This window comes from Chryseobacterium cupriresistens (assembly GCF_046614675.1).
In the GTDB taxonomy this organism is placed as follows: Bacteria; Bacteroidota; Bacteroidia; order Flavobacteriales; family Weeksellaceae; genus Chryseobacterium; species Chryseobacterium cupriresistens.
Genome location: NZ_JBKKJT010000003.1, coordinates 569,549 through 582,757, shown reverse-complemented (window position 1 = coordinate 582,757; position 13,209 = coordinate 569,549). Strand labels below are relative to the sequence as shown.

Here is a 13,209-nt window from a genome sequence, read left to right as displayed (position 1 = left end):
ATCAGCATGTGCTGTTCCCTGCTTTTTAAAGTTTTTATTATTCTACAATGGAGAAGTTGTATTTTGTCCAAAGTCCCTGGAAGTTTCCACAGTTTCTTGGAGAAACATTCCAACCACCTTCGTTGAAGAAAGGCTGGCTCATACCCCATAGAGTTGCAGGAGTACCAGTCGCCAGGTTAGCTGCAGGGATTCCTGCTGTACCTGTACCTGTAACTGAAGTAGTAAATCCGTGAACCTGGATGGTGCTGTATGCTGAAGCTGAAGAAAGCTCAGAACCTGTACCTTCTACTTTGATACCCACAGGATAACCTGTAACGACAGCGTTATTTAATGTTAATCTTCCGTGTCTTCTGATGTGGATACCGTTTTCATATAAAGCACCTTTAGTAGAATTCTTAGAACCAACGATAGTAAGGTTGTTGATCACCGGATGAGTCAACAATGTTGTAGAAGAACCTTCTGCGTTGTTATCAAGCTCGATACCGTTAGAATCCGGGCTTGATCCGCTAAGACTGTGTGTAGAGTTGTAATCTGCCAAAGCTAATGCACAAGTGATTGTTCCTGTATATCCGTTATCGAAGTCGAAGTTATCATCATCTGCAGCAAAAGAAACAAGGTTTGAAGCGTTTACAGTACCTCCGAAGAATTCAAAAGAGTCATCTTTCCCGAAAGAAACCTGAATATGATCCAAAGTAGTTCCGTTTCCTACTCCTCCTAACGTAAGACCGTTGATTTCGTTACCTGAATTCGGAGCTAAAAGATCATATCCTGCAAACTCGATACGAACATATTTTAATGTTCCTCCGTTATGGGAAGCATTGGTACCTCCGTAATAGAAATCAGGACCGGATAATCCTTCAATTGTTTTTGTGAATGGAGTGTTTGTAGGCGCATCACCTAATATAACAACACCTCCGAAGTCACCAGGAGCAGCAGTTGTATCTTCGTTTCCGTCTAACAATTTGTAGCTGGTGAAAATAATAGGCTGAGCCTCTGTACCCGCTGCATTGATTTTTCCTGTTTTAGCAATTACCAAAACTCCGGTAGCTGTATTGTTTGCGCTTGGCTTGGCTTTAATGAATGTACCCGGCTGGATTGTTAATGTAGCTCCATTTTTTACCGTTACAATTCCATTTAGTTCAACTACTCCACTCCATGTAGTATTTGAAGTAATATCACCACTTACACTGGTTACCGGAAGCGCAGAAGCTGTAAGGTACTCAGCAGAAGTAGATTTCATTTCGAATGGAGAAGATGAATCTGCCAGTTGATCATTTTGACAAGCTGTAAGAGATAATGCTGCCACTGCAATTAGAGTTAGTCTTTTCATTGTTATAATTTTTAATAAATCCGGCTGTATTATTTTTATACCAGATCAGTTTTTTATTCAGGAATATCTTCCTCTCTATTCCTTCGATTTGTTTTTTGGTGTTCATCCCATCGCTGCAGGAGGAACTGCATTGCGGGCGTTCCCATGAGAATCGTTAATACCTGGGAAAAGCTGTTAACGTCCGGTTTTTTCAGAACTGTACTGCTGTGCGCATCATCAGTATTCTTCAGTTTTTGATCAGGTTCCCGAAACCTGTACGCTTCTATATTTAAGATATCTTTCTGTATCGCTGGTATACTTCTTTAAAAAGTATAATTCACACTCAGGCTGAACATTCTTCCACTGTATGCCCTGAACATGATCTTGTCAATATTTTTATCATATCTGTCTGTTGCTCCCGGAAGCAGATCCCAGGCTTCTCTTTCTGTCCCTACATTACTTCCTCCTCCATCTTTTGCAGCCAGATAAGAATTGAAATTGTTATAATATTCTTTTACCCTGTTAAAAATGTTTCTTACATTTAATTTTACTTCCAGATTTCTGTTACGAAGTAATTTATAAGAGATCTGAGCGTCTGCCACTGCATAAGGCCGCTGGATTTCTTCTCCTTTGTACGCATATCCTACTGTGATGTACTGGTCTCCTTTTGCGTTATACAAAAAACTCATCCCTAAACGGTTTCCATCATAGATCAGTCCAAGATTGTAAGCATAAGGAGTCTGTCCGTAAAGCGGGCGTTTCACTTCATAGGTTTCATCATTATCACCTGTTTTGTACAGATCTTTAAAAGCCACTACTTTGGTATGGTTATACGTAAAATTTCCGCTTATGAAAAGCTTTTCCAGAAAAGTTACGTCAGCAATAAAGCCTAAACTTTTTCTTACCTCAGCCTCTACTCCTATCAGTTTTGCATTTTTTGAATTTCCATTATACAGGAAAAGATTTCCCTCGCTGGAAATATGGCCTTCACGTTCGATAGGTCTGTCTATATTTTTATAATACAGTCCTGCCGAAAATATTTCTCCCAATCCTGGAAACCATTCAAATTTGAAATCATAATTATTAATGACAGAGGACGTCATTTCTGTATTATAAATTAAACCATTAGCTATCGGATCGAAATAAGGAAGTCCTGTTCTTTCATTGAACTGAGGGCGGATAACAGATCTGTTGTAAGCAAGCCTTAGATTAATTTTATTGGTAGGACTGTAGGTAAAGTTCGCTGAGGGCATCCATTGCCACGGTTTATCTTCAACGGCTGCTCTTTCCACATTCTTTGTATCATTTGGATCTAATTGTTGTGAGATAAGATCATATTTAAAGTACTCTGCACGAAGGCCCCAGACTAACCTTAATTTCTTCCAACGGTTATCAAACATGACAAAAACCGCATGTTGATTAACCTCTCCTTCATACTTGTCATTTTTATACAATGCTTTGGTTTCCCAGCCAATACCACCCGGAACATAATGGGAGCCATTAAACCAGTCAGCAAGTGAACCATACATCGTCAAATAGTTCTTCTCGCTGTTCGGAACGTCACGGTTTTCGTCAACACGAAGAAAAAACTTCTGTTGCTGGTTGGTATTGTTTTTTATAGCACCGGCATATCCTGTTTTAATGGTATTTTTAAAGCTTCCTGCATCCATATCCCACTTAACAGACGCACCGTAATTGTAATCTGTTTCTTTGTTTTCTATATATCCTCTGTAAAAATCGGCTCCGGAATTATAGATCTTATGAAATGTGAGAATTTCATTTCCGATAAAGTCGTACCTGGTAATATACTGTGTGTAGTCTTTAGTATCAGAAGCTACTCCTGTACGGGCCGCAAACCAACTGATCTCTGTATTTCCTATTTTATGGCTTCCTTCCAGTTTATTTTGTAAAAGGGTCTGAAAAATCGGGTAATTGGTATTATCTGTATAAGGCCTGTCTAAGTTTTTGATCTGAGCCGGATCATTATTGGGGATGACACCGTTATAAAAATAATTATAAGCTAATTCTGCATTGGATGCCATTCCACTACCCGTTGAGTATTCGTTCCAGCCTGTTACTCTTGTGAGCGTATTATCAAAAATATGGGTATATGAATTACGGAATGAGATTCTGTTTTTCCCAAGTTGCAATCCAAAATTAAGCATTCCTGCCAGTGTCGAATTGTAATTATAGGAGGCCCCACTGTTTTTGAAATTATAGAATGGAATCTCTCCGTTTGCATCAGGCATTCCGGTAGTATCCAGCCAGTTTCCTCTTCCCGTATGGTCAATATCCAGTTTATTCTGTTCATTTCTGATGACAAATGCTCCGGCAAATCCCCATTTATTATTGTTTTTTAGCGCGTAGGTTCTTCCCAATGCCAGCTGTATATTAGATCCCATATCACCTCTGGTTTTATAGGTGCTGAAATTGTCATTGGTAAACTGCCTGGACTGTTCAAAAAACCTTGGATCTGTCCAGTTCATCGGCTCCAGTCCTTTGGGAAAATCTCTTGTACCGTCATCATACCCGAAATAGTCGTACTTTCCTCGCTTGCGGGTCAGAAATTCTTTGAAAGCCGACTGGTCATTATACGAAGTTCCTAACGTAACGGTTGTAAAGTTTTCATTGGGAATATCCTTGGTTCTCACTTCTACGTAACCTCCTGCAAAGCTTGCATTCATATCAGGAGTGGCTGATTTGCTTACCACCACACTTTCTACCATTGCTGTAGGAATTATATCAAATGAGAAGTTCTGGTTATACGCTTCCGTGCTTGGCAGGTTGATTCCGTCCATGGCCGCGGTGTTCCAACGTTCTCCCATGGATCTTACCACTACATATTTATTATCAATGGTGGTAATTCCTGTTACCCTTTTCAAAGTTCCTCCCACATCGCTGTCGGGTGTCTTGGAAATCTGTTCCGCTGAAATACCATCACTCATCTGGGCTGCTTTCTTCTGCTGGGCAAGAAGTCCCGCCTGAGTATCTGCTTTACGGGCTGCCGTAATCACAACTTCTTTGATATCTGTAATTTTATCAGAAGCTTTATTTAAAGCAAATGAGACAGAACTGGTTTCGTTATTGATAACAGACAATTTTTCAACTCTCAGCGTATTATATTTAGGAGCTTTTATGGTCAGATTATAAGTTCCGGAAGGAAGATCTATGGTAAAGTCACCGTTATTATCAGTGACCACTGTTTTCTGAGCTACAGTGACTTCTGCTCCGGTAACGGGATTTCCTACTTCATCCACTATTTTACCGGAAATTCGTCCGTTTCCCAATGCGGAAATAGTAGAGCTTTCATATTTTATCGAAATTAGATCACCATGCAGTCGGTAAATAATAGGAAGTCCATTGGTAATGTCCTTCAGACAGTTGTTGATAGAAGTATTTTCACATTTCACTCCTTTTACCTTCAGCTCTTTAATGTCTACCTTGGAATATGCCAGTCTCATTCCCGTTTTTCCGGCAAATTCTTCCAAAACTTCAATCAACGGCCTGTTGGCAGGTACAGAAAATGTTACTTTCTGAACCAGCTCCTGAGCTTCTGCGGCTACAGTAAAAAATAAGGTTGCTATGGTAATCCCACATTTCAAACTTTTCATACTTAATAGTGTTCTCTTGATTATGATTATTTATTTTTTATAATGATTTATTTCTTAAGGATATAGGTATTTTCTTTTTTCTGTACTTCCAGTCCCAGGATGAAAGCCAGTGATTCAATATTTTCTCCGACCGTTCCTCCCGTAAAATCAGCAGTAATTTTTTTATCTTCAGCTTCCTTAGGATATTGAACCTTTGTATGATAATTGCTTTCCAGGACCGTCACTACTTCCTTTAAAGGAACATCGTTAAAACTCAGAGACAATATTGACGTAATTCTGCCTGCTGAATTTTTTACAGGTTTCAGGGAAATAACTGCTGTAGTATGAGCAACTCCGAAGTTGGTCCACTTCTGATTAGGCTTAAGGAAAGAAACCGGAACCCCGGGAGTGGATACAGCCACCTTTCCTTCGTAAAGATCAACCGCTTTTTTCTTACCTGACTGTGAAATCTTAAATACCGTTCCCAATACTTTGGTACTAAAACCATCCGCACGAACGATGAATGGATGTTTTTTAGATTTTGCCACAGAGAATATTGCATCGCCTTTTAAATCCACGACTCTGGTGGACGCAGGAAAAGATTTCTCTACAGTCAGTACAGCGCCTGGTAAAAGAGTAACCACAGATCCGTCTTCAAGACGAACAATACTATTTCCGGATTTTGCAAGATAAACATCTGGCTTAATGAATAAGGAGTAGGTAAAAACTCCGCCCAATGTTAAAAGCAGAATAATAACCGCCGCAATTTTATAAAGATGTGTTCTAAAGCTTTTTGTTGACGGGATAGATACAATATCTTTTTGAGAAAAGTAATTTTCCAGTCCGGACAATACCCTTTCTCTGGATTCTTTAAGATGAACAATGTCCAGATCTTTTTCTGCAAGATTTTTCCACTGTTTTAAAAGTTCATTTTCTTTTTTGGAAATTGAGTCTTCCGAAACTTCCCGTTCCCAAAGTCTGAAAACAAAGGCTTCAATATTTTTATATGGTAAAAGTTTTTTCATAGGGGTCTTTCATGTATTCACAGATACTTCTATCTATAAGACAGTGAAAATGAAAAACTTCCCTGGGGCATTCTTAATGTTATATTCACATTAGAACCAAATTGTTAATAATTTTCGTCATATTTCACATTTACTCAACATTAACGTTCAATTTTCGGCCTGTTTTTCAGAAATATTTAATCTTATCACACCCAAAGTTCACAAAAAGTTAATTTTCCTTTAGGTAATTTTGTATCACAATATGAGCCCAACAGACTATATATTATTAAAGAAAATAAAATCAGGCGACCGCCCTGCATTTATGCTGCTGTATGACCGGTATTGGGATAGTCTGTATCGCTTTGTTTATGTACGGACACGGGATAAGGACGTTTCTGAAGAAATCCTCCAGAATCTGTGGATGAAGATTCTTGAGAATACGGATGCCATACAAACCGATGATACAGAAAGTGCCAAAGGCTACCTTCTCCGTCATCTTCATTACCGGATTATTGATTTTTATAACAGCTACAAAAAAGCGCCTCCTACGCTGAGTATTGATGAGTTTGATATTGCGAATGAAATAGAAATTGCAGATTCCGAGTATTTCGAAATCCTTGAAGAAAATGAGATCAGTGCTTTATTGACTATGATTGATGAAGTAGTTTCCCATCTTCCCTCAACGGAACAGCAGGTATACAATATGAGAATCAGGAAAAATATGTCTGTGAATGAAACAGCAGAAGCGCTGGGGCTCAGCAATAAAACAGTAAGTAATAAGCTAAGCAAAGCTTTGGGAGAAATCCGTGAACAGCTTAGTCCGGAGTATAAGTCGTCTAAAAAGCTGGTTTCTATTTTGTTGTTGATGGAGGTGTTGACGAAGTATTGATTTTGGGATTCGGGATGCGAGATGCGAGGAAATGTCAATGGTCAATTTGCTGCGCAGTCAATAGTCCATTTTGTAACATCATTTAACATTCACAGCGGAGCGGATTCACTATTCACTATTCAACAAATAACGGCAGAAAAACTGTATTAAAATTCAGGATTTTAAAATCGGCAAGGTTTGAATCTATATTTTCGTCATTATTGGTGAAAATTATAGTCTGCATTCCGGCTTCTTTTGCCGCTTTTAATCCTGACTGGCTGTCTTCAATAGCTATACAGTCTTCCGGGGAAACTCCGAGATTTTTTGCAGAAGTAAGATATACGGCAGGATGAGGTTTTCCCTGATTTTCAAACTCTGATGAGTGAATGGTATCAAACAGGTCATGAATCTGAAGCTTTTCAAGCACCGCATGTGCTACACGTAAAGGAGCATTGGTAGCCAGCCCTATTTTGTAGTCCTTGTTCTTAAGATTTTTAATAAACTTCTCTACACCAGACATGGTACAGTTTTCGGTCTGTATCATTTCGATTACTCTTGTAACCACTTTATTTTCCAGATCAGAGGCATCAAAATTTTCCCAGGGAAATCTTTTATACCAGAATTCAGTAACTTCCTGAGTGGTCATATATTTGGTTTGTTCCGCCAGATCATCCGTAACCTGCACTCCATAAGATGAAAATACATCCAGTTCTGCCTGGGTCCAGAATTTTTCTGAGTCTACCAGAACACCATCCATGTCAAATATTACTGCTTTTACAACCATTTTTTTAATGATAAATGATAAGTTATTGGCTGATTTTATACACACAACGCTGCCCTCCGGAAATAATATGATCTATTCTTTCCACTGTATACTCCTTTCCTATCAGGGATTGAAAATTGGATAGCTCCGCGCGGCAGAAACCCTGGCATTCTGTTGCTGCAGCGCATATCGGACAATGATTTTCAATCAGATAATACACTTCCCCTTCTTTTTTCCATTCCGCCATATAGCCTTCATCACTACGAACTTTTGAAAGAGATTCGAGGCGCTGTTCCAGTGATTCTGCCTTTGAAAGTACTTTTTCATAACGCTCATGGGTATTTTTCTCCCGGTCGCTGATTAATAAATCCAATGCATTTTCACCCAAAAGATTTTTCACGGATTTCAAAATCTGAACTGTAACATCTGCATGGGTATCCGGAAATTGAGCCAGTCCTTTCTCTGTAAGAGTATAGTATATAGATGGACGCCCAACCCCTTCGCTCTTCACCGAAGACCGGATCAATCCTTCCTGAGCAAGATTCAGTAAATGCTTTCTTGCCCCTTCTTTGGTGATCGACAATTCTTCAGCAATAAGAAGGGAGGTAGCCTCGCCTCTCATCTTTAAAAACATCAGAATACGATCCGCAGCCGGCTTCTTCATTTGACAATATTTAGGTTGTTTTATTTTTCAACAACAAATATAGTCATTTTCTATAACCATATAAAATCAAGGATAAAATAAAGATTTACAACATTTTACTTATATTCATCAGAAAATAAATAAAACAACCATAAAGTTGTTTTATTTAAATATATTTCTACCTTTGTGAGACATTAATCAAAAAAAATAAATACAATGACTCCATTTACATTACCACAGTTACCTTATGCTTACGATGCTTTGGCGCCTTTTATAGATAAAGAAACGATGACCATTCACCATCAGAAACATCATCAGGCTTATGTAGATAATCTGAATGCAGCACTGGCACAAACCAATGAAACCAATCCTGACCTTGATTCATTACTGCAAAGAATAAGTGAATACAGTCCTGCTGTCAGAAATAATGGTGGCGGCCACTATAACCATTCTTTATTCTGGGAAATTATTTCTCCACAACCCAAGCTGAATCCTGAAGGCATGCTTCATGACGATATCACAGCCACTTTCGGAAGCCTCGACAATCTAAAAGCAGAAATGAAGAAGACAGGTTTGTCGCAATTTGGTTCAGGATGGGTATGGCTTTTTGTAAAATTCAACGGCTCACTGGCCATCAGTTCTACTCCTAATCAGGATAATCCGATGATGGATATTCTCTCCACCAACAGAGGTTTTCCGATTCTTGGAATAGATGTCTGGGAACATGCCTATTATCTGAATTATCAAAATAAACGCGCAGATTATTTGGATGCTTTCTGGTCTGTACTGGATTGGTCTGCTGTTGAAAGAAAATATGAAGAAGCTTTGTCAAAAGTAAGATAAATAATACTGAAAGTAAACGAATTATGAATGAGGAAAATTTTATCAATAAAGCAAAGGCTTCAGGTATTATTGCTCTTGACCTTTCAGATTACAAACCGACTACGGAAATTGTAGAACTGGATATCAAAGAACATCTTTTTATGGGAATGATTGTTAAGGAGAAAGAATTTAAAGAATCAATTGCTGCGGTGGATTTTTCTGTTTACAATGAAAAAGCAGTAGCGATCATCTGTTCTACGGATGCTATTATTCCACCCTGGGCTTATATGCTGATTATGGAAAAATTGTCTCCTTACGCTTCTTATGCTGATTTAAACAATGCAGAAACTGTTCTGCTGGATCTATGGAAACGCCGTCTCATCTATGCTGATCTGAAACAGTATAAAAATCAGAAAGTGGTTGTCCGCGCAAGTACTCATCATGATCCTTCATTGTATTTATTAGCAGCAGGATTACTGAAACCGCTGGTGAAAACACTGATGTATGGTGAAATAGGGTTACCCAAAGTAATTTTTAAACATTAAAAAATGAAAGCAATCATATTCAACGGATCGCTGGAAAGAAGAACTTTATCTACTTCCGGACTGATTTCGGATTATTTTTCTGAGCGCCTGAAAATGTTGGGAATTCAGACTGATATTTTTACACTTGCTGACTCCGGCATTCCTCTATTCGATGTCACGCTTACCAAAACTCCTTTGGCCGTAGAGCGTATGGCTCAAATGTTTACTGATGCTGATCTGCATATCTGGCTGGCTCCTCTTTATCACGGCAGCATTCCGGGAGTAATGAAAAACTGTCTGGATTGGCTTGAAGTAACCGCCAACTGGTACGAGCCTTATCTCACGGATAAAACTGTAGGGCTGGTATGCTGGGCTGATGGTCTTCAGGCCATGCAGGGAATTAACGCCATGGATTCTATAGCCAAATCATTGCGTGCCTGGCCATTGCCATTCAGCGTTCCGATTGTCAGGTCATCATTATTTACGGATGAGCAATCCACCCAAATTTCGGATCTGTATTCCAGTAAATTTGACAAGCTTATCAGCATTGCATCTTCTAAAAAAATTGCCATTAGTGACTAAGTACCGGCAGAAATTACTGCATATTAATGATTTAAATAAAAAATAGCACACTTTATGCTGCTTATTTTCAAAGAACAGTGTTAAACTGCTGTCATTTAAGTTTAGCAGGGATTTCAGAATCGTTCAACGTTGACGGAATCCCTTTTTTAAACCCTTTAAATTCAAACAATATGGCTATAAAAATAACAGATGCCTGTATCAACTGTGGAGCCTGTGAACCTGAATGCCCCAACTCAGCCATTTACGAAGGTGCTATCGACTGGCGCTGGAAAGACAAAACCAAGCTTTCAGGACATATTACATTCCCCGACGGCACAAAAGGTGATGCTGAGGCTTACCATCCTGCTGTCTCAGATGAAGTGTATTATATCGTATCCGGAAAATGTACGGAATGTAAAGGCTTTCACGAAGAGCCTCAATGTAAGGCTGTATGCCCTGTAGACTGCTGTGTGGATGATCCTGATCACAGGGAAACGGAAGAAGTACTATTGGACAGACAAAAATTCATGCACAGTGCTTAATCAGCTTCTATCTTTTATATTTAATTTTCAATGGAGGCGGGCTAAAGCCCGCCTTCTTATATTTTCTTTCCCATCAGCTTTCACGTACACTTATTTTGCTTTAATCTCAGTGTAAATTTTTTGAGTAAAAGGAGTTTCTACAGCTGTTTCAGTGCCATATTTCAATACAGCACCTGCAAACAATTCCAGCTCATTATCCTTTTTTCCGGAATTAATATCAAGCTGTAAGGAAGTTGGAGTCTCAAAAGGAAATGTTGAGGCTTTTTCAAATGTTTTAGCGATGATATCTTCCTGAAGATAGATTCCTTTCTTATCAGCAATCTGTTTGATTTCTTTCATAATTTCAGCCGCTTCTTTCTGCTGCTGTTCATCGGTACATACAGTTCCAATAGATGAATTATGCTTTGCTGTTACCAATCCGAAGCTGGCAATAAAAATAAATTTCGTCCAGATATCTGATAATGAATTATCTTTAAAATCAAAATCGATTTTACTTTCACTCAATAGCTCTGTAATCCATTCTACCGGGGCAGAAAAATGCTCAGGATCTCTTCCCACAATCATTTTTCCGGCTTTTCCTTTATGTTCCACTACTCCTCTTTCTTTAATATGGGAAGCTACGTAGATACAGGTTGGAAGAATAGTGTGTTCCGGAATTATTTTACGGATTCTGTCATAAATATCTGCTCCGTTCATCATCGGAAGCAATACAGTATCTTTATTAATAACTTCCTGCAACTGCTTACAGACATTTTCAAGATCGTACTCTTTTACACAGATCAAAACCAGATCAGGATTTTTGATCTCACTGATAGTCTGCACGATAACATCAGGACGGGTCTGAGGATTGGAATGCTCGGGAGATAATAAAGTCAAGCCGTTTTCTTTCACTTTCTCATACGTTTCTCCACGGGCAACAAAAGAAATGGTATATTTTTCCGTGGTTTCATTATTCTGATTTATTTTAAATCCAAAATAACCGCCTACACCACCTAATCCTACTACAACAATATGTTTTTTGTTCATGAAATTATTTTTAAGCAAAGATGAGCGATGATTCCTGAACTATCACTTGACAAATGAAAAGAAATTACAATTTATGAATATCCCTTCTGATCCTGCTCAGGGAACTGTCCTTGATACCAAGGTAAGAAGCAATCACCTTCAAAGGAACATGTTGAAAAATATCCGGATCTTTTTTCATCAGGTTAAAATATCTCGTGGAAGCCTTCTGACTCGCCATTTCGATGAGCCGGTCATGGATCGTATAATAATTAAGAACAAAAAGAAGCCTGCTGAACTCTCTGAATTCAGGAATATTATGAAAATTATGCTGGACATTTTCCAATCCGGTCTCCCAAAAGACACATTCGGTGATCGTCTGATATATTTCTTTGGTAGGCTGCTGTCTGAAAAAGGACAGAAAATCATTAACGAAGCAGGGAGCTGTATAAATATTGGTGGTAATCTCCTCATTATCTTCATTCAGGATATAAGACCGCACATAGCCTTTTTCCAGGAAGTAGGTTTTGGTACTGATCGTATCTTTATCCAGCAAAACAGTATTTGCTTTTACCTCAAAATGACTGAATTTTTCAGTAATTTTTTCAACTACTTCAGCTTGGATACTGAATAAAGAATGGAAATAGGTGTTAAGTGATGATTTGTCCATAAAGTAAAAGCTGCAGCATATTTGTTTTTAAATCTCTCCTGACAAAAATAGCATTTATAACCTATTAAAATAAACTATATCTTTTTTAATAGATCAGATGTATTTTGTAATTTTCTTCTTTAAAAAACACAAGGCATTACTATGGAGAATGACTTCACTTACGTTTTCATAGAACCTGATAAAGAGATTGCAGATTTCGTTGAAAATCTGGGCACTTTTCAGAATCTTTCGGATGAAGCTAAAGAGGTTGTGATTATTCCTGACGGAAGAATTGATTTATTTTTCTCACAGTCGGCTTCAGAATCTTTTCATATTACCCTTCTCGGATTGGAAACTTATCCTGAACAAAGATTTATTGCTCCGCATACGAACGCTTTTGTTGTAAGCTTCAAACCTCTTGCAGTTGAATACATTCTGAATACCTCCATTGCTGATTTATTGAATATCGGAAAAGAGCTTTCTCCTGATTTCTGGAATTTTAAAGCTGATGATATAAAGGATTTCAGCCATTGCTGTACGAAAGCAACCCAAAAAATAAAAGAACTGCTTCCACTGAAAGTAGATGAAAGAAAACGGAAACTTTTTGAGCTGGTATATGCCTCAAAAGGAGAAATGAGCGTGCAGGAACTTTCTGAAAAAACAGGCTGGAGCAGCAGACAAATTAACCGGTACTTTACCAAACAACTTGGCCTGTCATTAAAAGCCTACTCTACTATTTTGCGTTTCAGAGCATCATTGGAACATATTGCCCAAGGGAGGCTTTTCCCGGAACTCAATTATACAGACCAGAACCATTTCATCAAAGAAGTAAAGAAGTTTTCCGGGGTTGCTCCCAAAGAATTATCCAAAAATGAAAACGACCGATTTGTACTATTATCCGTGTTGAAAGGAAGGTAAATTTGCCTTGTAAA

At 38.4% G+C, this 13,209-nt stretch carries 13 protein-coding genes; 6 read left to right on the top strand and 7 right to left on the bottom strand.

Annotated elements, in window-relative coordinates; translation table 11 throughout:
• Positions 1 to 37: 37 nt before the first annotated feature.
• The 3 genes from ACLI50_RS11555 to ACLI50_RS11545 form a co-directional block, all read right to left on the bottom strand.
• Positions 38 to 1,330 (bottom strand): hypothetical protein, encoded by a 1,293-nt coding sequence (locus ACLI50_RS11555; protein ID WP_216444871.1) that lies wholly within the window; start codon positions 1,328 to 1,330, stop codon positions 38 to 40.
• A 302-nt stretch (positions 1,331 to 1,632) separates the two neighbouring features.
• The gene (locus ACLI50_RS11550) at positions 1,633 to 4,920 is read right to left on the bottom strand and encodes a TonB-dependent receptor (RefSeq protein WP_411413829.1); all 3,288 of its coding nucleotides are present in this window, start codon (positions 4,918 to 4,920) and stop codon (positions 1,633 to 1,635) included.
• Positions 4,921 to 4,967: 47 nt separating this feature from the next.
• Positions 4,968 to 5,924 carry a FecR family protein gene (locus ACLI50_RS11545; RefSeq protein WP_411413828.1) on the bottom strand — a complete coding sequence of 319 codons (957 nt, stop codon included), beginning with the start codon at positions 5,922 to 5,924 and terminating at the stop codon, positions 4,968 to 4,970.
• 241 nt (positions 5,925 to 6,165) lie between these two features.
• Here ACLI50_RS11545 and ACLI50_RS11540 point away from each other — a divergent pair, with 241 nt between their 5' ends.
• The gene (locus ACLI50_RS11540; RefSeq protein WP_411413827.1) at positions 6,166 to 6,792 is read left to right on the top strand and encodes an RNA polymerase sigma factor; all 627 of its coding nucleotides are present in this window, start codon (positions 6,166 to 6,168) and stop codon (positions 6,790 to 6,792) included.
• 115 nt (positions 6,793 to 6,907) lie between these two features.
• Here ACLI50_RS11540 and hxpB read toward each other — a convergent pair whose 3' ends face one another.
• Together hxpB and ACLI50_RS11530 are read right to left on the bottom strand one after the other, a co-directional pair.
• Positions 6,908 to 7,555 carry a hexitol phosphatase HxpB gene (gene hxpB / locus ACLI50_RS11535; RefSeq protein ID WP_411413826.1) on the bottom strand — a complete coding sequence of 216 codons (648 nt, stop codon included), beginning with the start codon at positions 7,553 to 7,555 and terminating at the stop codon, positions 6,908 to 6,910.
• Between the two features lie 22 nt (positions 7,556 to 7,577).
• Positions 7,578 to 8,198 (bottom strand): helix-turn-helix transcriptional regulator, encoded by a 621-nt coding sequence (locus ACLI50_RS11530; RefSeq protein ID WP_411413825.1) that lies wholly within the window; start codon positions 8,196 to 8,198, stop codon positions 7,578 to 7,580.
• A 195-nt stretch (positions 8,199 to 8,393) separates the two neighbouring features.
• Here ACLI50_RS11530 and ACLI50_RS11525 point away from each other — a divergent pair, with 195 nt between their 5' ends.
• The 4 genes from ACLI50_RS11525 to ACLI50_RS11510 all read left to right on the top strand — a co-directional run bounded on the left by ACLI50_RS11525 (position 8,394) and on the right by ACLI50_RS11510 (position 10,626).
• Positions 8,394 to 9,020 (top strand): superoxide dismutase, encoded by a 627-nt coding sequence (locus ACLI50_RS11525; protein ID WP_202843040.1) that lies wholly within the window; start codon positions 8,394 to 8,396, stop codon positions 9,018 to 9,020.
• A 23-nt stretch (positions 9,021 to 9,043) separates the two neighbouring features.
• Positions 9,044 to 9,544: a DUF2480 family protein gene (locus tag ACLI50_RS11520; protein ID WP_411413824.1), complete on the top strand. Its 501-nt coding sequence runs from the start codon at positions 9,044 to 9,046 to the stop codon at positions 9,542 to 9,544.
• Positions 9,545 to 9,547: 3 nt separating this feature from the next.
• Complete coding sequence (locus ACLI50_RS11515) at positions 9,548 to 10,105, top strand: NADPH-dependent FMN reductase (protein ID WP_411413823.1); 558 nt, start codon at positions 9,548 to 9,550, stop codon at positions 10,103 to 10,105.
• A gap of 170 nt (positions 10,106 to 10,275) precedes the next feature.
• Positions 10,276 to 10,626: a 4Fe-4S dicluster domain-containing protein gene (locus ACLI50_RS11510; protein ID WP_062670462.1), complete on the top strand. Its 351-nt coding sequence runs from the start codon at positions 10,276 to 10,278 to the stop codon at positions 10,624 to 10,626.
• A gap of 90 nt (positions 10,627 to 10,716) precedes the next feature.
• On the opposite strand, the gene ACLI50_RS11505 is transcribed toward ACLI50_RS11510, so the two are convergent.
• Together ACLI50_RS11505 and ACLI50_RS11500 are read right to left on the bottom strand one after the other, a co-directional pair.
• Positions 10,717 to 11,652, bottom strand: a complete 936-nt coding sequence (locus tag ACLI50_RS11505) for a ketopantoate reductase family protein (RefSeq protein WP_411413822.1) — start codon at positions 11,650 to 11,652, stop codon at positions 10,717 to 10,719.
• Positions 11,653 to 11,716: 64 nt separating this feature from the next.
• Positions 11,717 to 12,298 carry a Crp/Fnr family transcriptional regulator gene (locus ACLI50_RS11500; protein WP_343640444.1) on the bottom strand — a complete coding sequence of 194 codons (582 nt, stop codon included), beginning with the start codon at positions 12,296 to 12,298 and terminating at the stop codon, positions 11,717 to 11,719.
• Positions 12,299 to 12,439: 141 nt separating this feature from the next.
• Between ACLI50_RS11500 and ACLI50_RS11495 the strand changes: the two genes are divergently transcribed.
• Complete coding sequence (locus ACLI50_RS11495) at positions 12,440 to 13,195, top strand: helix-turn-helix domain-containing protein (protein WP_411413821.1); 756 nt, start codon at positions 12,440 to 12,442, stop codon at positions 13,193 to 13,195.
• Positions 13,196 to 13,209: the final 14 nt, after the last annotated feature.

What these genes read in the sequence shown, in the direction of transcription:
- ACLI50_RS11545 (WP_411413828.1), bottom strand. Translation starts at nt 5,924, where the DNA reads ATGAAAAAACTTTTACCATATAAAAATATTGAAGCCTTTGTTTTCAGA.
- ACLI50_RS11515 (WP_411413823.1), top strand. Translation starts at nt 9,548, where the DNA reads ATGAAAGCAATCATATTCAACGGATCGCTGGAAAGAAGAACTTTATCT.
- ACLI50_RS11495 (WP_411413821.1), top strand. Translation starts at nt 12,440, where the DNA reads ATGGAGAATGACTTCACTTACGTTTTCATAGAACCTGATAAAGAGATT.
- ACLI50_RS11555 (WP_216444871.1), bottom strand. Translation starts at nt 1,330, where the DNA reads ATGAAAAGACTAACTCTAATTGCAGTGGCAGCATTATCTCTTACAGCT.
- ACLI50_RS11550 (WP_411413829.1), bottom strand. Translation starts at nt 4,920, where the DNA reads ATGAAAAGTTTGAAATGTGGGATTACCATAGCAACCTTATTTTTTACT.
- ACLI50_RS11505 (WP_411413822.1), bottom strand. Translation starts at nt 11,652, where the DNA reads ATGAACAAAAAACATATTGTTGTAGTAGGATTAGGTGGTGTAGGCGGT.
- hxpB (WP_411413826.1), bottom strand. Translation starts at nt 7,555, where the DNA reads ATGGTTGTAAAAGCAGTAATATTTGACATGGATGGTGTTCTGGTAGAC.
- ACLI50_RS11510 (WP_062670462.1), top strand. Translation starts at nt 10,276, where the DNA reads ATGGCTATAAAAATAACAGATGCCTGTATCAACTGTGGAGCCTGTGAA.
- ACLI50_RS11540 (WP_411413827.1), top strand. Translation starts at nt 6,166, where the DNA reads ATGAGCCCAACAGACTATATATTATTAAAGAAAATAAAATCAGGCGAC.
- ACLI50_RS11530 (WP_411413825.1), bottom strand. Translation starts at nt 8,198, where the DNA reads ATGAAGAAGCCGGCTGCGGATCGTATTCTGATGTTTTTAAAGATGAGA.
- ACLI50_RS11500 (WP_343640444.1), bottom strand. Translation starts at nt 12,298, where the DNA reads ATGGACAAATCATCACTTAACACCTATTTCCATTCTTTATTCAGTATC.
- ACLI50_RS11525 (WP_202843040.1), top strand. Translation starts at nt 8,394, where the DNA reads ATGACTCCATTTACATTACCACAGTTACCTTATGCTTACGATGCTTTG.
- ACLI50_RS11520 (WP_411413824.1), top strand. Translation starts at nt 9,044, where the DNA reads ATGAATGAGGAAAATTTTATCAATAAAGCAAAGGCTTCAGGTATTATT.